Origin of the sequence: Nocardioides sp. NBC_00163, assembly GCF_045206295.1 — a bacterium.
Lineage (GTDB): Bacteria > Actinomycetota > Actinomycetes > Propionibacteriales > Nocardioidaceae > Nocardioides.
The window spans coordinates 5,628,801-5,649,014 of sequence record NZ_CP108155.1 but is presented as its reverse complement, the minus strand read 5'-3'; the positions used below and the strand labels follow the sequence as shown (position 1 = coordinate 5,649,014).

General features: G+C 70.7%; 19 protein-coding genes. 4 read left to right on the top strand and 15 right to left on the bottom strand.

The features are described 5' to 3' along the window. Window position 1 precedes the first annotated feature (1 nt). The 3 genes from OG801_RS27020 to OG801_RS27010 all read right to left on the bottom strand — a co-directional run bounded on the left by OG801_RS27020 (window position 2) and on the right by OG801_RS27010 (window position 4,209). Window positions 2-1,369: an ABC transporter substrate-binding protein gene (locus OG801_RS27020; RefSeq protein WP_406032110.1), complete on the bottom strand. Its 1,368-nt coding sequence runs from the start codon at window positions 1,367-1,369 to the stop codon at window positions 2-4. A gap of 30 nt (window positions 1,370-1,399) precedes the next feature. Further along, the gene (locus OG801_RS27015; protein ID WP_406032109.1) at window positions 1,400-3,079 is read right to left on the bottom strand and encodes a glycoside hydrolase family 13 protein; all 1,680 of its coding nucleotides are present in this window, start codon (window positions 3,077-3,079) and stop codon (window positions 1,400-1,402) included. A 110-nt stretch (window positions 3,080-3,189) separates the two neighbouring features. After that, the gene (locus tag OG801_RS27010; protein ID WP_355017018.1) at window positions 3,190-4,209 is read right to left on the bottom strand and encodes a LacI family DNA-binding transcriptional regulator; all 1,020 of its coding nucleotides are present in this window, start codon (window positions 4,207-4,209) and stop codon (window positions 3,190-3,192) included. Between the two features lie 89 nt (window positions 4,210-4,298). Here OG801_RS27010 and OG801_RS27005 point away from each other — a divergent pair, with 89 nt between their 5' ends. From OG801_RS27005 to OG801_RS26990, 4 genes are all read left to right on the top strand, one after another. Beyond that, entirely contained in the window at window positions 4,299-4,988 is a 690-nt protein-coding gene (locus OG801_RS27005; protein WP_406032108.1) for a FadR/GntR family transcriptional regulator, read from the top strand. Then, window positions 4,985-5,746: a creatininase family protein gene (locus OG801_RS27000; protein WP_406032107.1), complete on the top strand. Its 762-nt coding sequence runs from the start codon at window positions 4,985-4,987 to the stop codon at window positions 5,744-5,746. Before OG801_RS27005 ends, OG801_RS27000 begins: the two co-directional genes overlap by 4 nt. 103 nt (window positions 5,747-5,849) lie before the next feature. Next, window positions 5,850-6,830, top strand: coding sequence for an alpha/beta hydrolase family esterase (locus OG801_RS26995; RefSeq protein WP_406032106.1), 981 nt, complete (start codon window positions 5,850-5,852; stop codon window positions 6,828-6,830). A 5-nt stretch (window positions 6,831-6,835) separates the two neighbouring features. Further along, on the top strand, window positions 6,836-8,377 hold the full coding sequence (locus OG801_RS26990) for an AbgT family transporter (protein ID WP_406032105.1): 1,542 nt from the start codon (window positions 6,836-6,838) through the stop codon (window positions 8,375-8,377). 20 nt (window positions 8,378-8,397) lie between these two features. Here the strand turns inward: OG801_RS26990 and OG801_RS26985 are convergent, their stop codons facing one another. The 12 genes from OG801_RS26985 to OG801_RS26930 all read right to left on the bottom strand — a co-directional run bounded on the left by OG801_RS26985 (window position 8,398) and on the right by OG801_RS26930 (window position 20,072). Then, window positions 8,398-9,429, bottom strand: coding sequence for a Rieske 2Fe-2S domain-containing protein (locus tag OG801_RS26985; protein ID WP_406032104.1), 1,032 nt, complete (start codon window positions 9,427-9,429; stop codon window positions 8,398-8,400). Window positions 9,430-9,444: 15 nt separating this feature from the next. After that, window positions 9,445-9,675 carry a recombinase-like helix-turn-helix domain-containing protein gene (locus tag OG801_RS26980; protein WP_355017012.1) on the bottom strand — a complete coding sequence of 77 codons (231 nt, stop codon included), beginning with the start codon at window positions 9,673-9,675 and terminating at the stop codon, window positions 9,445-9,447. A gap of 45 nt (window positions 9,676-9,720) precedes the next feature. Then, window positions 9,721-10,683, bottom strand: a complete 963-nt coding sequence (locus OG801_RS26975) for a PDR/VanB family oxidoreductase (RefSeq protein ID WP_406032103.1) — start codon at window positions 10,681-10,683, stop codon at window positions 9,721-9,723. Then, on the bottom strand, window positions 10,680-12,377 hold the full coding sequence (locus OG801_RS26970) for a thiamine pyrophosphate-binding protein (protein WP_406032102.1): 1,698 nt from the start codon (window positions 12,375-12,377) through the stop codon (window positions 10,680-10,682). The genes OG801_RS26975 and OG801_RS26970 overlap by 4 nt, the downstream gene beginning before the upstream one ends. 10 nt (window positions 12,378-12,387) lie before the next feature. Continuing rightward, the gene (locus OG801_RS26965; protein ID WP_406032101.1) at window positions 12,388-13,173 is read right to left on the bottom strand and encodes an SDR family oxidoreductase; all 786 of its coding nucleotides are present in this window, start codon (window positions 13,171-13,173) and stop codon (window positions 12,388-12,390) included. Between the two features lie 37 nt (window positions 13,174-13,210). Then, window positions 13,211-13,951, bottom strand: coding sequence for a 3-oxoacyl-ACP reductase family protein (locus OG801_RS26960; protein ID WP_406032100.1), 741 nt, complete (start codon window positions 13,949-13,951; stop codon window positions 13,211-13,213). 3 nt (window positions 13,952-13,954) lie between these two features. Next, entirely contained in the window at window positions 13,955-14,479 is a 525-nt protein-coding gene (locus OG801_RS26955) for a cupin domain-containing protein (protein WP_091047114.1), read from the bottom strand. Between the two features lie 69 nt (window positions 14,480-14,548). After that, window positions 14,549-15,352 (bottom strand): alpha/beta fold hydrolase, encoded by an 804-nt coding sequence (locus OG801_RS26950; protein ID WP_406032099.1) that lies wholly within the window; start codon window positions 15,350-15,352, stop codon window positions 14,549-14,551. Window positions 15,353-15,359: 7 nt separating this feature from the next. After that, window positions 15,360-16,154 carry an aspartate dehydrogenase domain-containing protein gene (locus OG801_RS26945; protein WP_406032098.1) on the bottom strand — a complete coding sequence of 265 codons (795 nt, stop codon included), beginning with the start codon at window positions 16,152-16,154 and terminating at the stop codon, window positions 15,360-15,362. After that, entirely contained in the window at window positions 16,151-17,116 is a 966-nt protein-coding gene (locus tag OG801_RS26940) for a VOC family protein (protein ID WP_406032097.1), read from the bottom strand. The genes OG801_RS26945 and OG801_RS26940 overlap by 4 nt, the downstream gene beginning before the upstream one ends. 92 nt (window positions 17,117-17,208) lie before the next feature. Further along, window positions 17,209-18,699: an aldehyde dehydrogenase gene (locus OG801_RS26935; RefSeq protein WP_406032096.1), complete on the bottom strand. Its 1,491-nt coding sequence runs from the start codon at window positions 18,697-18,699 to the stop codon at window positions 17,209-17,211. Continuing rightward, complete coding sequence (locus OG801_RS26930) at window positions 18,696-20,072, bottom strand: MFS transporter (RefSeq protein WP_406032095.1); 1,377 nt, start codon at window positions 20,070-20,072, stop codon at window positions 18,696-18,698. The genes OG801_RS26935 and OG801_RS26930 overlap by 4 nt, the downstream gene beginning before the upstream one ends. Window positions 20,073-20,214 lie beyond the last annotated feature (142 nt).

Sequence of the window (20,214 nt, the reverse complement as noted above, 5' to 3'; positions counted from 1 at the left end):
CTCAGCCCTTGTCCAGGATCTGCTGCACGGAGGCGTCGGCGTCCTTCAGCAACGCGGGGATGTCGGCGTTCTCGTCGCTGAGCACCTTCTGCACGACCGGGTCGAGCGCGCCGTACACGGCCTGCGTCTGCGCGGGCGGCTCGGCGACCAGCGTGAGGTCGAACATCCTCGAGGTGTAGCCCGTCATCTGCTCCAGCGGCACGTTGACGTAGTCCTTCACCCAGCCCTGGTAGGTCGTGTACGACGCCTCGTCGAAGATCGGGAAGGTCGGCGTCCCCACGGGCTGCTCGGCAGCGGTCTGGGTCTTGGCGTCGGCGACGGCCGCCGACTCGTCGGTGTACTTGCGGACCCGGAAGAAGTCCGCCCACGCGACGGCCGCCTCGGCCTCGGCGTCGGTCGCCTTGGCGCTGACGACGTTGACCGAGCCACCGCCGAGCGCACCGGCGTCGGCCGAGTCGCCCATCGGGACCGCGGTGAGCCCGTACGACTCCGGGTCGATCGCCGCGGTGGTGACGAGGGAGTTGTAGACGTCCGAGCCGCTGATGTACATGCCGACCTTCCCCGCCGCGAACGCCTGGTTGATGCTGTTCCAGTCGTAGGCGGTGCTGCCGGAGAACGACCTGTCGGTCCAGCGCATGTCGTGCAGCAGCTGCAGCGCCTGCTCGGTCTGCGGGTTGTCGACGGTCGCGGTGAATGTGTCACCGTCCTGCGTCTCCATCCGGCCGCCGAGGGAGTAGGTCAGGGTCGTGAGGATCCAGCCGCCGGTGTTGCCCGTGGTCATCTCGGCATACCCGGTGGCACCGGTCCTCTCGTTGATCTGCTTGGCGGCCGCACGCAGCTCCTCCCACGTGGTCGGCGGCTTGTCAGGGTCGAGACCGGCCTTCGTGAACAGGTCGCGGTTGTAGTGGAGCGCGTTGGCGTAGACGTCGGAGGGCAGCCCGTAGACCTTCCCGTCGGTGCCCTGTGCCGCGGCCAGAACGGTGGGGTTGAGCTGGTCGAAGTACGGCAGCTCGCGGACCTCGGCGTCGACGTCGGCGACCTGCTTGCGCTCGACGAGGCCCTTGGTGTCGGTGAACGGCACCCGGAACGAGATCGGCAGCGTGCCACCGGAGAGCTGGGCGGGGAACGTCTGCGCGTTCCACTGCCACTCCACCGGCTTCACGGTGATGTCGGGATGCTCCTTGTTGAAGGCCGCCGCCTGCTCCTTGACGGCGTCGATCGTGGCCTGCTTGTCGCCGGGGCGCCAGCCCTCGACGGTGATGGTGACTCCGTCGCCGTCGTCCGACGACTCGCCGCACGCGGCGAGCGAGCCGAGCACGACAGCCGCGACCGCGGCGAGCGCGACATTGCGCAACCGAGTGGTTCTCATGGTCTGTCTCCTGGATGTTGTGGTGGGGTCTCAGGTCGTGGGCCGCAGCCAGACCGCGGCATCGGGGGCGAGCCGGCCGGCCTCGAGCGGCGAGCTGGCGAGCCAGACGTGGTCGCTGCTCGGCAGCTCCACGGGGGTGTCGGTCAGGTTGACCACGCAGGCGAAGTGCGTGCCGCGGCGGAAGGCGAGGATCCCGGGCGCGGTGTCGATCCAGCTGAAGTCGCCGGTGACGAGGTCGGGGTGCGTACGCCTGATCAGCAGCGCCATCCGGTGCAGCGAGAGCATCGAGCGGGGGTCGGCCGACTGCGCCTGCGCCGTCAGCCGCGCCCAGCCCTCGGGCTGCGGCAGCCAGGTCTTCACACCGGTTGGGCTGAAGCCGTACGGCGGCCGGTCCCCGCTCCACGGCAGCGGCACCCGGCAGCCGTCCCGGCCGGGGTCGACACCGCCGCTGCGGAAGTGCATCGGGTCCTGGATCCGGTCCGGCGGGATGTCGGCCTCGTCCAGGCCCAGCTCCTCGCCCTGGTAGAGGTAGTACGCCCCGGGCAGCCCCATCGCCAGCATCGCCGCCGCTCGGGCCCGCCGCTCGCCGAGGGCTCTGTCGGTCGGGGTGCCGTAGCGCTTGGTCTCGAACGAGAACGCGGTGTCCGCGCGGCCGTAGCGGGTCACCGGCCTGGTGACGTCGTGGTTGGAGAGCACCCAGGTGGCAGGCGCATCGGCCTCGCCGTGCACGCGCAGCGTCGTCTCGATGGAGGTACGCAGCGCCTCGGCGTCCCACGGCGCCGTCATGAAGTCGAAGTTGAACGCCGCGTGCAGGACGTCGGGGCGCAGGTAGCGGATGAACCTGGCGGTGTCGGGGAGCCAGACCTCGCCGATCAGGGCCCGATCGGTGCCGTACTCCTGGGCGATCCGGCGCCAGCCACGGTAGATCTCCTGCAGCTCCTCGCGGTCGACGTAGGGGTGCTCGCCCGGTCGCGGGTCGGCGGGGACCTCGGGGAGATCCGGGTCCTTGGCGAGCAGGGCGGCGGAGTCGATCCGGATCCCGGCGACCGCCCGGTCGAACCAGAACCGGAGGATCTCCTCGTGCTCGAGGCGTACGTCCTCGTGCTGCCAGTTGAGGTCGGGCTGCTCGGCGGAGAAGAGGTGCAGGTACCACTGCTCGGGGACGCCCTCGGGCGTCGTCAGCCGCGTCCATGGCGTGCCGCCGAACTCCGAGGTCCAGTCGTTGGGCGGCAGCTCGCCATCGGTTCCGCGGCCGTCTCGGAACCAGAACCTCTCCCGTTCGGGTGCGCCGGGCCCGGCAGCGACCGCGGCCCGGAACCATCGGTGCTGGTCGGAGACGTGGTTGGGGACGATGTCGATGATCGTGCGGATGCCGAGCTCGAGGGCGTCCTGGATCAGCGCCTCCGCCTCGGCGAGGTCGCCGAAGACCGGGTCTATCGCGCGGTAGTCGGCGACGTCGTAGCCCCCGTCGGCCATCGGCGAGGGGAACCACGGCGTGAACCAGATCGCGTCGACCCCGAGGTCGCGCAGATAGGTCAGGCGCGCCCGCACCCCGGCCAGGTCACCGGTGCCGTCGCCGTTGGCGTCGGCGAAGCTGCGCGGGTAGATCTGGTAGATCGCCGCGGAGCGCCACCAGTCGGCCGGGCGCTCGGTGAAGACCGGGAGCGCGGCCGGTGCCGGCTCGCTCCGTCGAGGTTCCGTGGCGGTCACGGGCACTCCTTCTCAGCAACGTCATGTGACAGCCGTCACGGTGACGGCGTGCTGAGACGCTAGAGCCAGCGCCAGAACGAGCGCAAGAAGTTGACAGTGCGTAATTAATTTCAGGACTTTGCGCGGTCGTTTGCAGGTCCGGTCGAGCGCCGGACCACCAGCTCGCCCTCGAAGAGCAGCTCGTCGACCGGCCCGAGCGTGCCGTCGATCTGGCTCACCAGGAAGTCGACCGCCGCCCGGCCCATCGCCTCGATCGGCTGCCGGATCGTGGTGAGCGGCGGGTCGGTGAACGCCATGAACGCCGAGTCGTCGTAGCCGATCACCGACACGTCCGCTGGTGTCGAGAGCCGGGCCCGGCGGACCGCCCTGATCGCCCCCAGCGCGAGCGGGTCGCTGGCACACAGGATCCCGGTCACGCCCTGTTCGATCAGCCGCGCCGCGGAGGCCTGTCCGCTCTGGAGCGAGTAGAGGCTGCGTACGACCAGATCCTCGTCGAACGGCACCCCGGTCCGGTCGCAGACGGCGCGGAACGAGGCCAGCTTGCGTTCGGAGGGAACGTGGTCGCGCGGGCCCAGGACCAGGCCGATCCGCTCGTGCCCGAGCGAGATCAGGTGCTCGGCAGCCTGCTCCATCGCATCGGCGTCGTCGCAGACCACCCGGGGAAACGGCAGGTCGTCGATGGCCGCGTTGATGAGCACGACGGGAAGGTTGCGGCCGGCCAGACGGTCGTAGTGTGCATGGTCCGCGTCCCGCTGTGCGTAGGCGCCGCCGGCGAAGACGACGCCGGCCACCTGCTGCTCGAGGAGGAGGTCGACATACTCCGACTCGGTCACCCCGCCGGCAGTCTGCGTGCACAGCACCGGAGTCAGACCCTGCTGGGCGAGATGGGCGCCGAGGACCTCGGCGAGTGCCGGGAAGATCGGGTTCTGCAGCTCGGGCAGGACCAGGCCCACCAGCCTGGCGCGCTCGCCGCGAAGCTTCACCGGGCGCTCGTAGCCGAGCACGTCGAGCGCGGTCAGCACCCGCTCGCGGGTCGCCTCCGAGACCCCTGGTTTGCCGTTGAGCACCCGGCTCACCGTCGCCTCGGAGACCTTGGCGCGGGCGGCTGCGTCGGCAAGACGTCTACTCATGGACGCAAGAATATAACTGCTTTACGCAAGTTGTCTGCAAGCGTCGCCTTCCTTGACGCCCAATTCAATAAGTGATTTAGTCACTTCCTGTGACCAGCAACACAACATCGCTCTCTGAACGCATCGCCGACGGGATCGTCGCCATGATCGAGGCCGCGGGCCTGGAGCCGGGCGACGCCCTGGCCTCCTCGCGCGAGTTGGCCAAGCGGTTCGAGGTGACCACACCGACGATCCGGGAGGCGCTGCGCCGCCTCGAGGCGACCGACGTGATCCGCTTCCGGCACGGGTCGGGCACCTACGTGAGCGGCGGGGTGAACCGGCGGCTGCTGGTCAACCCGCATGTCTCGGAGTCGCGCAGCGAGTCGGTCCTCGAGCTCCTCGACGCCAGGATCGTGCTCGAGCCGCCGGTCGCTGCGGCCGCGGCCGCGGCGCGCACCGACGACGACCTGACCGCCCTGACGGTCTCGGCCGACAACTCGCTCAAGCCGCAGTACGCCGATGAGCGGCCCGAGCTGCACTTCCACGTCGCGCTCGCCGGCGCCTCGGGCAACCTGCTGCTGCGCGAGACCGTCGAGGCGCTGCTGCAGGTGAGGGCCCGCGACCAGATCGAGATCCGGCACCGCTACACCGACCGCGACCGTGACCACGCCGACCACGTCCGGATCGTCGAGGCCGTACGCGACGGCGACGCCGACGCCGCGGCCACCCTCACTCGCGAGCACCTGCTCGCGATCCGCGAGGCGATCGCCACCACCCTCGGTCCGGAGCAGGCCCGATGACCGCGAAGCTCGCCGAGATGACCACCCTCGAGGCCGCGAGAGCCGCCGAGAGCGGGACGGTCGTGATGATCCCCGTCGGCGCGTTCGAGCAGCACGGCGCCGGGCTCCCGATGGCCACCGACCATATCCGCGCCGAGGCGCTCACCGACGCGGTCGCCGAGGCCCTGCCCGGCAAGGTCGTGATCGGCCCGGGCGTACCGGTCGGCGTCTCGCCCCACCATCAGGCCTTCGCCGGCACGGTGAGCCTGCGCCCGGCACTCTTCGCCGCCGTCGTCCGTGAGTACGTCGAGTCGCTGGCCGCCCACGGCTGGCACCGGTTCCTGGTGGTGACCGGGCACGGCGGCAACAACGCCACTCTCGGCACCCTGGCCCAGGACCTGCTGCGCGACCGCCCCGACCTGGAGCTCGCCTGGACGCCGGTGACGGTCCTGGCCAAGGACGCCGTGGCCGGCATGGAGCTCAGCGCGATCAGCGGTCACAGCGGCGAGGCGGAGACCTCCCAGATGCTGCACATCGCCCCGCATCTCGTGCGCCACGACCTGCTCGGCCCGGGCACCACCTCCCCCGACCAGCTCGACCCTTTCGCCCGGCTGGCCCGCTCGGTGAACCACCCCGCCGTGGCCCTCCCCTACGACCGCCTCACCCCCAGCGGCGTGCTCGGCGACCCGCGTCGCGCCACCGCCGAGGACGGCCGCGCCATTCTCGGCGAGGCCACCGACCGCATCGTCGCCTTCATCAAGGAGTGGCTCGACACCTAGGCCACCCGCCCCTCCAGCTCGGGACCCGACCGGGACGCACACCGCGTCGCCGGGCGATCCAGCACACCCGAAAACGCATCGACCCGCCCCCGAAGGAGCACCCATGTCCCCACGACAATCCCGCCTCCTGGCCCCGGCCGTCGCTGTCGCGGCAGTGGCCGCGCTGTCCCTGGCACCGACCGCCACCTCCGCCCTGACCCGCGCCTCCGACCAGGACCGAGCGGCCGGCAAGAGCACCCCAGCGCCGTGCGCCAAGCCCACGGACCAGGAGCCCGACAGCAGCCAGAAGTACGAGCTGACCAGCGGTGACCTCGAGCGCAGCTACGTACTCCGCCTGCCCGAGGGCTACGACCGCCGCGACAGCTGGCCGCTGATCGTCGCCTACCACGGCCGCGGCAGCACCGGCGTCGAGGTCGAGGGCTTCTCCGAGCTCTCCGACCTCCCGGCCGTGGTCGCCTATCCCGACGGCGCGATCGGCACCGGGTCGGGCTATCGCAAGGCCTGGCAGGGCGCACCGTACGAGGCACCCGGCGTCGACGACGTCGCCTTCACCACCGATCTGCTCGCCGCCATCGAGGCCGACCACTGCATCGACACAACTCGCGTCTATGCCACCGGGAAGTCCAACGGCGCCGGCCTGGCCGCCCTGCTCGCCTGCCAGCTGCCGGACACGTTCGCCGCCGTCGCCCCGGTCGCCCCGGCCCTCTACCCAGGCACCCGGACCGGCTGTGCGGAGGCACCGCCGACGCCGATCCTGGAGATCCACGGTGTCGCCGACGCGACCATCCCCTACGCGGGCGACGCCGACCGTGACCTGCCCGCGATCCCCGAGTGGGTCCAGGGCTGGGCCGACCGCAACGGCTGCACCACATCCACCACGCGCACCAGACGCGATGTCGAGACCACCCGATGGACCGGCTGCGACCAGGGCGCCGAGGTCCAGCACGTCGCCGTCGACGGCGGCGGCCACGTCTGGCCGGGCGGCGACATCTACTCGGGTGGCGGCCACGTCACCCACACCATCGAGTCCGCGACGGTGATCTGGGACTTCTTCTCCCGCCACCGCCTCACCAGCGAAGGGTGACTCCCATGACCAGCACCACCACCCCCACCGGCAGCGACAGGCTGCCGTGGATCATCCGCGCCATGGGCGTGATCGAGCGCGTCGGCAACGCCCTGCCGCACCCGTTCTGGCTCTTCTGGATCCTCGCCGCGATCCTCGCCGTGATCAGCGCGATCTGCGCCGCCGCCGGCGTCTCGGTAATCTCCCCCAGCGACGGGGAGGAGGTCGTCGTACAGAGCCTGCTCAGCGGTGAGGGCCTGGCGATGGCGGTCTCCACGATGGTCTCCAACTTCGCCGAGTTCCCGCCGATGGCGACCATCGTCGTGGTCATCATGGGTGTGGCCGTCGCCGAGCGCACCGGGTTCCTCACCGCCGCGATGAAGACCGGCATCTCCCGGGTGCCCGTCGGCTGGGTGGTCTTCGCCGTCGCGTTCACCGGAACCGTCGCCCACGTGGCCTCGGCCGCTGCGTACATCATCCTGGTCCCGCTCGGCGGCCTCGCCTTCCGAGCCGTGGGGCGCTCCCCGATCCTCGGGATCGTGGTCGCCTACACCGCGATCGCCAGCGGGTACGACGCCAGCCCGATCCCCACGCCCAACGACGCGATCTTCGCCGGCATCACCACCGCCGCGGCCCAGATCGTCGACGAGAGCGCGTACGTCTCCCCCGTCAGCAACTGGTTCTTCAACATCGCCTCCTCGCTGCTGCTGGCCGCGGTGATCACCCTGATGACCAAGTTCGTCCTCTCCAAGCGGCCCGACCTCGACGCCGACGAGGACGCTGACGACGGCGACTTCGGCTCCCTCGAGCTCGACGGCCGTGAGCGCCGGGCGCTGCGCTGGTCCATGCTGAGCCTGCTGGTCGCGATCGTGGTCGTCGCCGCCGTCGTGATCCCGCCGTCCTCTCCCCTACGCGGCGAGGACGGGTCGCTGACCGAGTCGCCGTTCCTCACCGGCATCGCCGCGATCGTCGCAGTTCTCTTCGGCCTCGCCGGCACCGTCTACGGCACGCTGTCCGGTTCCATCACCAAGGCCGGCGACGTGCCGGCGCTGATGGGCCAGGGGATCAAGCAGATGGCGCCGGTGCTGGTGCTCTTCTTCGCGATCGCCCAGTTCTTGGCGTACTTCGAGTGGTCCCACCTCGGCGACGTGCTCGCGGTCAACTCCGCCGAGGCCCTGGAGACCAGCAACATCCCGGTGTGGGTGGTCTTCCTGCTCGTCCTGGCGCTCCTCAGCATCGTCAACATCATGGTCACCAGCGGCTCCGCGATGTGGTCCATCGCCGCGCCCGTCCTGGTGCCGATGCTGATGCTGCTCTCGGTGCCTCCGGAGACCACCCAGGCGCTCTTCCGGATCGCCGACTCCGGCTCCACCGCGATCACCCCGATGAGCCCGTACTTCGTGATGGCCCTCGGCTTCCTGCAGCGCTACCGCAAGGACGCCGGCATCGGCACCCTCGCCTCGTACACCCTGCCGCTGGCCATCGCGATGAGCCTCGCCTGGACCGCACTGTTCTTCCTCTGGTGGGCCCTCGGCATCCCGCTCGGCCCGGGTGCTCCGGTCCGCTGACCGACCCGGCCGGGCTCGCCTCAGGCGCGCCCGGCCGGCACCGGCGCAAGCGCTGCCGCCTGCTCCTCGGCGAGCTTCTTGTAGAGCCTGCGCAGCCGGACGACACCGAGGTCGTGCTGGTAGAGGTTCTCGGCCTGGTCGGCGTCGTCGGCCATGGCCTCCAGCATGACCCGGTCCTGCTCGAGCACGTGCCAGTGGCGGGCCTCGAGCTTGGTGCGGTAGAGGAAGCGCCACACGTCGCGCTCCCAGCCGCTGACCTTGCGGTAGCGCCAGAAGAACACCGCGGTGGTGCCCGCGTCGATCGGGGTGCCCATGCCGACGATGCCGAACGAGCCGCCGGGGCCGGCGGTCGGCGGGTACGGGATGGAGAGGTCGACCCAGTCGATGCCGGTGCGGCAGAACTCGACCCAGTCGAAGTTCACGCCAACCTGGTCGGTCTTCTCAAAGAAGAACCCGCGGTCGGTCTCGCGGATCCGGAACCGCGCCTCGATGTCACCTCCGAACATCGAGTGGGACTCGCGGTGCAGGAAGGCGCCGTGCATCGGGTCGAGCAGGTTCTCCATGGCGTAGCGCCACGGGGTGTCCCACTCGGCGTAGCAGAGGAACGAGGAGACCTCCTCGTCCACCAGCGGGTCAGGCAGGGCGACCGGGGCGGGGTCGGGGTGCTGCTCGTCGCCGATGTAGGCGAGGATCGCGCCGCCCAGCTCCTGCAGCGGCGGGCTGGGGACCAGCGTCTTCCCTTCCAGGTTGCACCCGGGCAGACCGGGCACCGAGACGACCTTGCCGGTGCCGTCGACCTGGACGCCGTGGTAGGCGCAGGCGATCTTGCTGCCGAGGTGCTGTCCCTGCGAGAGCGGCGCGCCGCGGTGGGGGCAGCGGTCCTCGAGCATCCGCAGGGTGCCGTCGGACTCCCGGAACAGCACCCAGTCGATCCCGAGCCGGCGCACCCGGTGGACGCCACCCTGCGGCACCATGTCGGAGGGGCAGATCGCGTACCACTGGTTGCGCAGGCCGGTCGCGAGGATCTGCTCCGCGCTCAACTGTCGTTTCACCATCGGTCCCATGGCTCAGTCCTCCTGCTTCCCCGCCGCGGCGAGCTCGGCGATCGCTGTCGTGAATCCCTCGGGTGTCCACTGACCACCACCGGGAGCCGGGATGCCGAGCTCGTTGAGCCCGTCGACGAGACCCGGCAGGTCGTGCCGGCCGCCCCCGAAGACCTCTTCGATGGCACCGGCGAGCTTGGTCTCCCACGGGGTCGTCTCGGCGACCGCCGCCTGGACCGGCTGTAGATAGCCCATTCCTCTGTTCTCCCTCTGTGCAGTCAACGCAGTCGATGTGGCACGTCAGATGTCGAGCGCCAGCTCTGGGGTCCGCGCCCGGGAGACGCAGATCATCATGGTGGTTCCGGCCGCCTGCTCGGTGTCGCTGAGCAGGGAGTCGCGATGGTCGGGGGTGCCGGCCAGCACCTTGGTCTCGCAGGTGCCGCAGATGCCGTCGCGGCAGGAGCTCGAGACCGTGATCCCGGCTCCCTCGAGGGCGTCGATGACCGGTACGTCGGCAGGCACCTGCACGACCCGGCCCGAGCGGCGGCAGTCCACGGAGATCGGCTGCTCGCCGTCGGGGTCGACCTCGATCTGCTTGGCCCTGAAGCGCTCGACCTGGAGCGTCCCCTCGGGCCAGCCGGTGGCGTGCTCCTCGACGGCGGCGAGCAACCCCTCGGGTCCGCAGCAGTAGACGAGCGTCCCGGGGTCGGGCGCCGGCAGCGCGGTGGCCAGGTCGAGCCGGCCGTGGGTCTCCTCCGGAATGACCTTCACCCGGTCGCCGTACACAGCCAGCTCGTCGAGGAACGCCATCGAGTCCTCACGGCGGCCGCCGTACCACAGCTCCCAGTCGGTGCGCTGCCGCTCGGCCTCGGTGAGCATCGCGAGCAGCGGGGTGATCCCGATGCCGCCGGCGACGAAGACATGCTTCTTGGCGGGGAGGAAGTCGAAGTTGTTGCGGGGACCGACCACGCGCAGCCGGTGTCCGGGGCGCAGCCCCTCGTGAACGTACTCCGAGCCGCCGAGGGCGGCCTGCTCACGCAGCACCGCAACCCGGTAGCTGCTCCGGTCGGCCGGATCGCCGCACAGCGAGTACTGCCGCACCAGGGACCCCTTGAGGGTCAGGTCGACATGGGCTCCCGGGCTCCACTCCGGCAGCGGATCGCCGCCGGGGTGGACGAGCCGCAGCGACAGTACGCCGTCGGCCTCCAGGGTCATCTGCTTGACCAGGAGCTCCAGCTCCTGCTCCTCGGTGGCGACACTCATGACGACCTCCTCGTGGTCGGGTCGGGAACCTTGACCGGTGGGGTGAACGGCCGCGGCATCGGGCCGAAGGACTCCAGGTCGACCTCGACGAGCACCGGCCCGCGTCGGGCGACGGCCCGCCCGAGCTCGGTCGCGGCCTCGGCCGCAGTGCCGATCCGCTGGTAGGGCAGCCCGAGCGCGCCCGCGAGCCCGGCGAAGTCGGGGGTGGTCAGGTCGACGCCGGCGCGGTCGACGCCGCGGGCCTCCTGCATGTTGCGGAGTACGCCGTACCCGCCGTCGTTGAAGACGAGCAGCACCAGCCACGGTCGCTCCTGGGCGAGGGTGAGCAGCTCACCGAGATGTACGGCCAGGCCGCCGTCACCGGCGATGACCACGGTCGGCTCGTCGGGGCGGCCCATGGCGGCACCGAGCCCCATGCCGAGGCCCTGACCGATGCCGCCGCCGCGTGGGAAGACGTTGTCGCGGGGATCGTAGATCTCGAAGAGCCGGTTGCCCCAGGACGAGGACGCGATCGTGACGTCTCGGGCGAGCACCGACCGGCGCGGAAGCGCGGAGCGCAGGGCGTCGGCGAGCACGGCGTGGTCGCCGAGCCCTTCGCGCTGGGTGGCGCGTACGTCCTCGCGTGCCCGGGTCACCCGGGCGCGCCACTCCTGCGAGACGTCACCGCGCTCGCGCACGGCGGCGGTGATCGTGGGCAGCACGTCGCGGGCATCCGCGGCCACGCCGGCGGCGATCGGGAAGACCCGCCCGAGCGCGGCCGGGTCGAGATCGACCTGGACGTGCACCGCGGGCAGGACGAGGTCGTAGTCGCGGGTCTCGTTGGAGCGGAAGTGGGTGCCGATGCTGAGCAGCAGGTCGGCCTCGGCGAGCAGCTCGCCGCCGCCGGGAGTGGCGCCGTAGTTGCCGACCACCAGGGGGTGGTCCTCGGGGACCGCACCGCGGCCGGAGTTGGACGTCAGCAGTCCCGCGCCCCAGGTCTCGATGAGTTCGGTGAGCGCCGTTCCGGCCCCGGCGACGCCGCCACCGGCCCAGATCAGCGGCCGCTCGGCCGCCGCGACGAGCTCGATCAGCGCATCGAGACCCGCGAGCGTCGGCGAAACTGCCGGCACCTCGGGGACGGGAGTGACGACCTCGCGCTGCGGCAGGTACTGCAGGTCGATGGGCCACTCGACGCTCACTGGACCACCGGCCCGGCCGGGTCCACCGAGCGCCCGGTCGGCCGCGGCACGCAGGATGCCGGCGGAGTCGTCGAGCGACGGCACCGAGACGGCGTCGAGCGAGACCGCCCGGAGCATGCCGAGCTGGTCCTTGGTCTCGTGGATGAAGCCGCGCCCGGAGCCGAGGTAGGCCGACTCGACCTGCCCGGTCACGTGCAGCACGGAGGTGGCCGAGCTCAGCGACTCGATCAGCGAGCCGGCCGCGTTGCCCGCGCCGGTGCCGGTGCTGGTCAGGGCACAGCCGAGGCCGCCGGTCGCCCGGGCGTAGCCGTCGGCCGCGTTGACGGCGCTCGCCTCGTGGCGGACCGGCACGAACCGCAGCTCGCGCGAGACCGCCTCGACGAGCGGCAGGTTGTGCACGGAGATGACGCCGAAGACGGTGTCGACGCCCACCTCACGGAGCACCGATACGAGCAGGGCGCCACCGTCGGCGTACGTCACCACGTCGGCTGCGGGGGCAGCGGTCAGGTTGGTCATCACAGGCTCCTCAGGCCACGTAGCGGGCAACGCCGCCACACACGTCGAGCGCCGCGCCCGTTACATAGGACGCTCGCGGGGACAACAGGGTCACGACCATCGAGGCGACCTCCTCGGCACGGCCGAACCGGCCCAGCGAGATGCCGCGGTCGTCGGCGAGCTCACGCTCGAAAGCCTCGTACGAGGCCGCGTGCTCGTCCGCCTCGAAGCGCCGGCGCCACTGGCCGGTGTCGATCAGCCCGAGGCAGACGCTGTTGACCCGGACGTCGGGCGCGTACTCGGAGGCCATCGACTTGGTCAGGTTGAGCAGGCCGGCGCGCGCGGCCGAGGTGGTGACCAGGCGCGGCTCGGGCTGGCGGGCGAGCACCGCGTTGATCGTCACGATCGCGGCGGCGTCGGAGGCGCGCAGGTACGGCAACGCGGCCCCGGTGACGTTGAGGACACCGCCGAACTTGAGGTCGAGCTCGTCGCGGAAGTCCGCGACGGTCGCCCTGTCGAGCCCGAGCATCCGGGACTGGCCGGCGTTGTTGACCAGCCCGTCGATCCCGCCGAACCGGGCCACGCCCGCCTCGACCAGCGCGTTCACCTGGTCGGCGTCGCGTACGTCGCAGCTCATCGCGAGCACCCGGTCGGCGGGGGCACCGAGATCGGCGAGCGCCTTCTCGAGCACGTCGAGACGGCGGGCGCAGGTGATGACGTTCGCGCCCTCCTCGAGGAGGGTGGCGACGGTCGCGAGACCGACGCCTGAGCTGCCTCCCGTGACGAGCACGGTGCGATCGGCGAGGTGGAGATCCATGGTCCTGGTCCTGTCAGTGAAACCGTCGGTGAAACCGTCAGTGGAAGACGAAGCCGCCGTCGACGACGAGCTGCTGGCCGGTGATGTACGCGGCCTCGGGGCCGAGCAGGAAGGCCGCGGCCCCGACGACGTCGGTGGGCTCCTGGTCCCGGGTCAGTGCCCGGTTGTCGCGGTAGAGCTGGTGGCGATGCTCGGGGATCTGCTGCGCGGCCTCGGTGGTGGTCAGGCCGGCCGCCAGGGTGTTGACGGTGATCCCGTACGGGCCGAGATCGCGCGCCATCGCCCGGGTCAGCGCCGCGAGACCGCCCTTGGAGGCGATGTAGTGGGCGAGGTTCGCCGAGCCGTAGAGCGCCGAGTCCGAGCCGATGTTGAGGACCCGGCCGACTCCGGATTCGATCATCCCCGGGACGACCTCGCGGCTGACCAGCCAGGGGCCGCGCAGGTTGACCGCCATCAGCGAGTCCCACTCGGCGGGGTCGATCTCGTGGACCGGCTTGCCGCCGACCCCGTCGGCGCGGGCGGCGTTGTTGACGAGGCCGTAGACCGGCCCGGTCTCCTTCACCATCGCCCGCACCGACGCGTGGTCGGTGACGTCGACCGGGACGGTCGAGGCTGCGTACCCCTCCGCGCGGAGCGCGGCTCCGGCCGCCTCCAGCCAGTCTTCGCGGATATCGGCGAGCCAGACCCGGGCACCGGCCTGGGCCAGGCGCCGCGAGATCGCCAGCCCGAGGCCGCGACCCGCGCCCGTGACCAGAACCGTTGCACCGTCGAGACTCATGGGTCAGTCCCGGGTGACGCCGTGCATCGCGGAGGTCTCCGGGTACGTCGGGACCTGCGGCTTCTGGGCACCGATGATGACGCAGAAGAGCGCGTCGGTGTCGCCGTTGTTCTTCAGGCTCCGCGGCACGCCGGCCGGCACCACGATCATGTCGCGGTAGCCGAGGGTGCGCTTGACGACCTGGCCGTCGCGGTGCACGCCGACCTCGACCTCACCCTCGAGGACGAAGAAGGCCTCCTCGGCGTCGTGGTGGGTGTGCTCGGGGCCCTCACCGCCCGGAGGCAGCAGCATGTTGGAGAAGGTGAAGCCCTGGGACTTGATGGTGCGGTTGTCGTTCTCGTGGTTGCCGGTCGCGCCGGAGCCGACATAGCGGACCTGGGCACGCTTGAACTGGTCGCCGGCCTTCGCCTGGAAGCCGAGGGTGTCCCAGTCCTCGTGGCGCGAGGCGCGAGTCAGGATGATGGAGTCGGTGAACTCCTCCAGGCTCTCGGCCGTCTCGTACGTGAGGGGCTGCTGGGTGATCGACATGGGGTCGTTCCTTTCTTGCTGTGTTCGTTCTCGGTGTGTTCGTTCTCGGGTTTTCTGGTGGTCGGGGTGTCAGCCGTAGAGGCGCTCGACGATCCCGACGAAGGAGGAGAGCCAGGCGTTGAACGCCTCGGGTGACTCCTGGTTGGCCAGGTGGCCGGCGCCGCGCAGCGTCACCAGGACGGCATCGGTGATGCCGCCGGCGAGCGCCTGCGACTCGGTGATCCCGGTGACCTGGTCCTGGTCTCCGCAGAGCACGAGCGTCGGTGTGTCGATCGCGGCGAGCTCGGCGGTGAGATCGGTGGCGGCCATCGACTCGGCAGCCAGGCCGTAGCCCGGGAGCCGGATCGAGTCCCGCATCGTCGCGACGACCCGGCCGACGAGGTCGTTGGGGGCCTCGGCGCTGACGAGCCGTGGGCCGCGCTGGGCGGCGAAGTCGGCACTGCCCGCGCTGTCGAGCTCGGCGGCCCGGCCACGCATCGCCGTCGCCTTCTCCGGAGCGGTGGCGGACCCCCGGCTCGCGTCAGCGAGCACGAGGCTGCGGACGAGCCCGGGGTGGCGTGACGCCAACCGGACCGCGATGACACCGCCCCAGGAGACACCCAGGACGTGGACGGGGCCGTGTGCTGCGTACTCCTCGATGACGGCGGCCGCCGCGTCGGCGAAGCCGTCGAGGTCGAGATCGGCCTCGGGGTCGGCGGAGCGGGCGTAGCCGGGTGCGTCCCAGGCCAGCAGCCGGAACTCGCCGGCGAGCGCCGCGACCTGGGGCGCGAACGAGGCCGAGCTGGATCCGATGCCGTGCAGGCACAGCAGAGTCGGACCGTTGCCGATGTCCTCGACGTGGACCCGGGTGGCACGGAGCGTGGTGGTGGTCATCGGGGCCTCAGATGATGCTCACCGCGCCGACCGGGCGGCCGACGAGCATGGACAGGGACCGGACCACGGCGCGCGAGACGACGCCACTGGTACGCGGGTTGGCGGCCGAGGGATGGTTGCGGATCTCGAACCGGTAGCTGCCCGCGTCCGCGTCGGCCTCGATGACATGGCTGGTCAGCTCGGCGCCCGGGTCAGCCACCAGGCGGACCTCGACCAGCTCCAGGTCGCCGACGGCGAGCCCGACGGTGGCCGCGACGTTGAGCGAGCGCGGGAAGTAGCGCGCGGCCTCCGCGGCGGATCCCTCGAAGATGGTGGTCGGCTCGGTGGTGGCACGGACCCGTTCCTGGGTCTCGTCGTCCATCCACGGCTGCAGCAGGGTCGCGGGCAGCTTGGTGGTGGTCACCGACGCGCGGTGCACGGCACCGTGGCTGGCGGCGCTGACCAGCAGGTCGATGCCGCCGATGGCACCGGAGGTGATGAACATCCGCCCCGGGCCTGTCGCGCTGAGCGTGGCGACCAGCTCCTGGTCGGCCAGCGCACCGGCCGAGGTGATGAGCAGGTCGCGCCCGGCCTCGAGGATCTCCGCCCCGTGCCGCGAGACGACCGCCTGACCTGCGCACTCGACGATCACGTCGCTGGTCTCGATCGCCTTGGCGAGCCTGATCTGGGGCACCGGGCACTCGCCGACAGGGGTGTCGTTGACGACTCCCACGACCTCGATGTCCTGGACCGCTCCAGCCACCAGGGCCTCGATCACGGGGCGGCCGATGGCGCCGGCGCCGATGATGCTGACCTTCGTCATCGGACCGCCTCCACCAGGTCGCGGGCCTGCGTCGGGGCGTACGAAGCGGCCAGGTCGGGACGGTCGGCGAAGACACCCGCGTCCTCGATGCCGGCCATGTGGCGGCGTACGTCCTTCGACGGAGGGCCTGCGGTTCCCCACAGATCGGAGAGCTCGGGAACCCTGCGCCACACCTTGCACAGCCACTGGTCCTCGACGACCTGGGCGACGTCGGAGGTGTACTCGCACACGAGCCCCGCGGGGTCGGCGAAGTAGGAGAAGGTGTTGTTGCCCGGCCCATGGCGGCCGGGGCCCCACAGCGGGGTGACGCCCTGCTGCTTGAGCGAGCCGATGCCCCGCATGAAGTGGTCCATGCTCGGCATCTCGTAGGCGACGTGGTTGACCGAGGTCCACGCGGCCTGGTTGAACGCGATGCTGTGGTGATCGGTGTTGCAGCGCAGGAACGCCATCTGGTGCTCGGACCAGTCGGAGACGCGCATCCCGAGGACGTCGGTGTAGAACGCCACCGCGCGGTCGATGTCGACCGTGTTGAGCACGACGTGCGTCACTCCGATCGGGACCGGGCGGTCCTGGTCGAGCGGCTTCACCGCGTGGACGTCGGCGACGAGCTCGATCACTCGGCCCTCCGGGTCGGCGAAGCGGATGCCGTAGCCGCCGCCCGCCTGGTCCAGGGCGCCTGGCTCGGTGAGCATCGGGATCCCACGGAGCGCGAGCCGGCGGGCAGCCTCGTCGACCTCGGCCGGCGTACGCACCGCGAACGAGATGGCGCCGAGACCGTTCCGCGCCGCGCGGGTCAGGTGCAGGACGTGGTGGTTCTCCCCCGTGCCCCGCAGCCAGGTGTCGTCGTGGTCCTGCTCGATGACCGAGAGGCCCCAGACCTCGGAGTAGAAGTCCGTCGACTCGGTGAGCGTCGGCACCTGCAGCTGGACGCTGCGCAGTGAGTGCAGTGTGGCGATCGACATCCCGACCCCTTTCTCTTAGTGGTTAATATTTAAGCGCTTAGGCTTTTTCATGTCAAGGGGAAACCGTGGCCCAGATCACCTTCGGAGTCCGGTCAGCCGGCCCAGGGGTGCGGCGCCTCGTCGAGTCCCCAGTAGAGGCTCTTCTGGCGCGTGTACTCCGCGATGCCGCGACGGCCCTTCTCGGTGCCGAGGCCGCTCTCCTTCATCCCGCTGAACGGGGTGGAGATGCTGAACTGCTTGTAGGTGTTGATCCACACCGTGCCGGCGTCGATCCGGCGGGCCACCCGCCAGGCCGTCCGGTAGTCACTGGTCCACAAGCCGCACGCCAGCCCGTAGACCGAGTCGTTCGCGCGGGCGACCAGGTCGTCCTCGTCGTCATAGGTGAGCACCGAGAGGACCGGGCCGAAGATCTCCTCCTGGCAGGTCGGGGAAGAGTTGTCCAGGCCGGCGATGACGGTCGGTCGGTAGTAGGCGCCGGCGGCGTACGCGTCCCCTTCGGGAACCTCGCCACCGACCAGCACCTCCCCGCCGGCCGCACGGGCACGGGTGACGTGGCCCGCCACGCTGTCGCGATGCCGGTGATGGACCAGCGGCGCCACCTGGGTGAGCGGGTCGAGCCCATGGCCGATGCGCAGGCGCGCGACGGCCTTGACCAGGCGTTCGAGGAACTCCTCGGCACGGGCGGAGGGCAGGAACAACCTCGATCCGGCGATGCAGCTCTGCCCGGAGCTGGAGTAGATGCCGAACAGGATCCCGGCGATCGCGGCCTCGACGTCGGCGTCCTCGAAGACGATGGTCGGGGACTTGCCGCCCAGCTCGAGTGTCACCGGCATCAGCTTGTCGGCCGCGGCATGGGCGATGAGGCGTCCGGTCGTCGTCCCTCCGGTGAAGGAGACCTTGCCGACGCCGGAATGGCGCACGATGGCGTCCCCGACGACCGATCCCCGACCGGGCAGCACTGAGACCAGGCCGGACGGAAGCCCGGACTCGGTGATGATGCGACCCAGGGCGAGCGAGACCAGCGGCGTCCACTCGGCCGGCTTGAGCACGACGGCGTTGCCCGCTGCGAGGGCCGGCGCGATCTTCTGGGCGTCACTGGCGATCGGCGAGTTCCAGGGCGTGATGGCGCCGATGACACCGATCGGCTCGTGCACGCTCATCGTGAGCGACGGGCCGCGCTGCGTGGTGAGCTCCTCGTCGAAGGTCTCCAGCGCGGAGGCCATGTAGCGGAAGGTCCCGGCCGCGCTCGCCACGAGGGCGGAGGTCTCGGTCAGCGTCTTGCCGGTGTCGCGGGTCTGCAGCCGGGCGAGACGCTCCGCCGATCCCTCGATCCCGTCGGCGATCCGGTGCAGGTGGCGCGCCCGCTCGTGCGGGAGCCGCCTGCCCCACGCGGCGGCGGCCTCCGCTCCGCGGGTGACCGCCTCGTCGACATCAGCCTCCGAGGCGTGGTGCACCGTCGTGATCACGCTGCCGTCGGCGGGGTCGATGCTCTGCGACCCCGATCCGCCGCCGCGACGCCACTCCCCCGCGACCAGGATCTCGTCGGCCGGAACGACCACGTCCGTCAGATCCAGAGCGTTCACTGGGAGATCTCCTCCAACGTACGCTCCCGGGTCTCCACCGCGAAGACGGCCGTGGTGAGCGCGCCGACGACAGCGACCGCACCCATCACGATGAACACGTCGGCGATCGAGAACCCGCGGCCGATCAGGCCGCCGACGACCAGCGGGCCGACGATGATGCCGAGCCTGCCGAAAGCCCCACCGACACTGACACCCAGCGCCCGCATCCGGGTCGGATAGAGCTCGGCGGTGTAGACGTACAGCGCGAGGTTGACCGCGAAGATGCACATCGCCGAGGCAGCCGACCAGAACAGGACGGTGCTTGCACTGGTCGCTCCGGTCGAGGCGAGCACGAACAGGGTTGCCGCGCTGCCCAGCATCGCGACCGTGATCGCCACCCGGCGCCCGACGATGTCGATGGTCAGCGCGATGACGACGCAGCCGAGGATGCCGGCGACACTGGTGGCCACGCTGTAGCGCAGTGCGGTGTCGACGTCGAGATGGAAGACCTGGCCATAGATGGTGGGCAGCCAGGCGGCGATCCCGTAGTTGACGAAGTACGCCGTGAGCCAGGCTGTCGCCAACATCAGCGTGCGCCGCAGGTAGACACCCTGGAACAGCTCCGAGAGGCGGGCCCGGCCCTGCCGTACCGCCGACGCCGCGCTGGTCGCAGGCGCGGGCAGCTCACCCTTCTGCGCGGCGACCTCCGCCTCGATCCGGCGCGTCGCCTGGTCGGCTTCCTCCAAGCGGCCACGGGCGGCGAGCCAGCGGGGCGACTCCGGGACGCGACGCATGAACGGCACCAGGATCAGCGGGATGGCGCCGAGCGCGAACAGCCAGCGCCACCCGAAGGCAGGAACGACCCAGGCCGCCACCAGCGCCGAGGCCACCAGCCCGGCGGGGAAGATCAGCTCGTAGATCAGGACGAAGCGACCGCGGCGGTGGGCGCGGGTGATCTCACCGATGTACGTCGCCGCGACCGGCACCTCCGCACCGAGCCCGAAGCCCTGGACGAACCGGAGCACCAGGAAGATCCACAGCGTGGAGGTGCCCGCCATGAGCAGGCTCATGACGGCGTACAGCACCAATGACCCGATGAGGACCGGCACTCGGCCGACCCGGTCGGCCAGCCAGCCACCGGCCAGCGCGCCGAGCAGCATCCCGATGCCGCCGATGGCGATCGTCCAGGCGATCATCCCTGGGTCGAGGCCGAAGAACGGGATGAGCACCGGCAGCGCGTAGGCGATCATCAGCTGGTCGAAGCCGTCGAAGAAGGTGGCGACGCCGACGAGCACGCGGGTCTTGACGTGCCAGCGCGAGAGGGGCAGCCGCTCGAGCCGGGCACTGATCTGCTCGGCCGTGACGGCCGGCGGCACCGGGGTGATGTTGACCATGAGGGGTACTTTCGGTTCGCAGCACTCTACAGACGAGTAATCCCTAAGTGCTTAATCGTTAAGTGCTTAGAGTGTGCGGTGCGTCACGATCGAGCGTCAACCCCTCATGCGTTAACTTCCTGTCACATCACGCCCGGCCCGA

What these genes read in the sequence shown, in the direction of transcription:
- OG801_RS26955 (WP_091047114.1), bottom strand. Translation starts at nt 14,479, where the DNA reads ATGTCGATCACCCAGCAGCCCCTCACGTACGAGACGGCCGAGAGCCTG.
- OG801_RS26960 (WP_406032100.1), bottom strand. Translation starts at nt 13,951, where the DNA reads ATGAGTCTCGACGGTGCAACGGTTCTGGTCACGGGCGCGGGTCGCGGC.
- OG801_RS26945 (WP_406032098.1), bottom strand. Translation starts at nt 16,154, where the DNA reads ATGACGAAGGTCAGCATCATCGGCGCCGGCGCCATCGGCCGCCCCGTG.
- OG801_RS27000 (WP_406032107.1), top strand. Translation starts at nt 4,985, where the DNA reads ATGACCGCGAAGCTCGCCGAGATGACCACCCTCGAGGCCGCGAGAGCC.
- OG801_RS26970 (WP_406032102.1), bottom strand. Translation starts at nt 12,377, where the DNA reads ATGACCAACCTGACCGCTGCCCCCGCAGCCGACGTGGTGACGTACGCC.
- OG801_RS26965 (WP_406032101.1), bottom strand. Translation starts at nt 13,173, where the DNA reads ATGGATCTCCACCTCGCCGATCGCACCGTGCTCGTCACGGGAGGCAGC.
- OG801_RS26995 (WP_406032106.1), top strand. Translation starts at nt 5,850, where the DNA reads ATGTCCCCACGACAATCCCGCCTCCTGGCCCCGGCCGTCGCTGTCGCG.
- OG801_RS26930 (WP_406032095.1), bottom strand. Translation starts at nt 20,072, where the DNA reads ATGGTCAACATCACCCCGGTGCCGCCGGCCGTCACGGCCGAGCAGATC.
- OG801_RS26975 (WP_406032103.1), bottom strand. Translation starts at nt 10,683, where the DNA reads ATGAGTGTCGCCACCGAGGAGCAGGAGCTGGAGCTCCTGGTCAAGCAG.
- OG801_RS26950 (WP_406032099.1), bottom strand. Translation starts at nt 15,352, where the DNA reads ATGACCACCACCACGCTCCGTGCCACCCGGGTCCACGTCGAGGACATC.
- OG801_RS27020 (WP_406032110.1), bottom strand. Translation starts at nt 1,369, where the DNA reads ATGAGAACCACTCGGTTGCGCAATGTCGCGCTCGCCGCGGTCGCGGCT.
- OG801_RS27010 (WP_355017018.1), bottom strand. Translation starts at nt 4,209, where the DNA reads ATGAGTAGACGTCTTGCCGACGCAGCCGCCCGCGCCAAGGTCTCCGAG.
- OG801_RS26990 (WP_406032105.1), top strand. Translation starts at nt 6,836, where the DNA reads ATGACCAGCACCACCACCCCCACCGGCAGCGACAGGCTGCCGTGGATC.
- OG801_RS26980 (WP_355017012.1), bottom strand. Translation starts at nt 9,675, where the DNA reads ATGGGCTATCTACAGCCGGTCCAGGCGGCGGTCGCCGAGACGACCCCG.
- OG801_RS26940 (WP_406032097.1), bottom strand. Translation starts at nt 17,116, where the DNA reads ATGTCGATCGCCACACTGCACTCACTGCGCAGCGTCCAGCTGCAGGTG.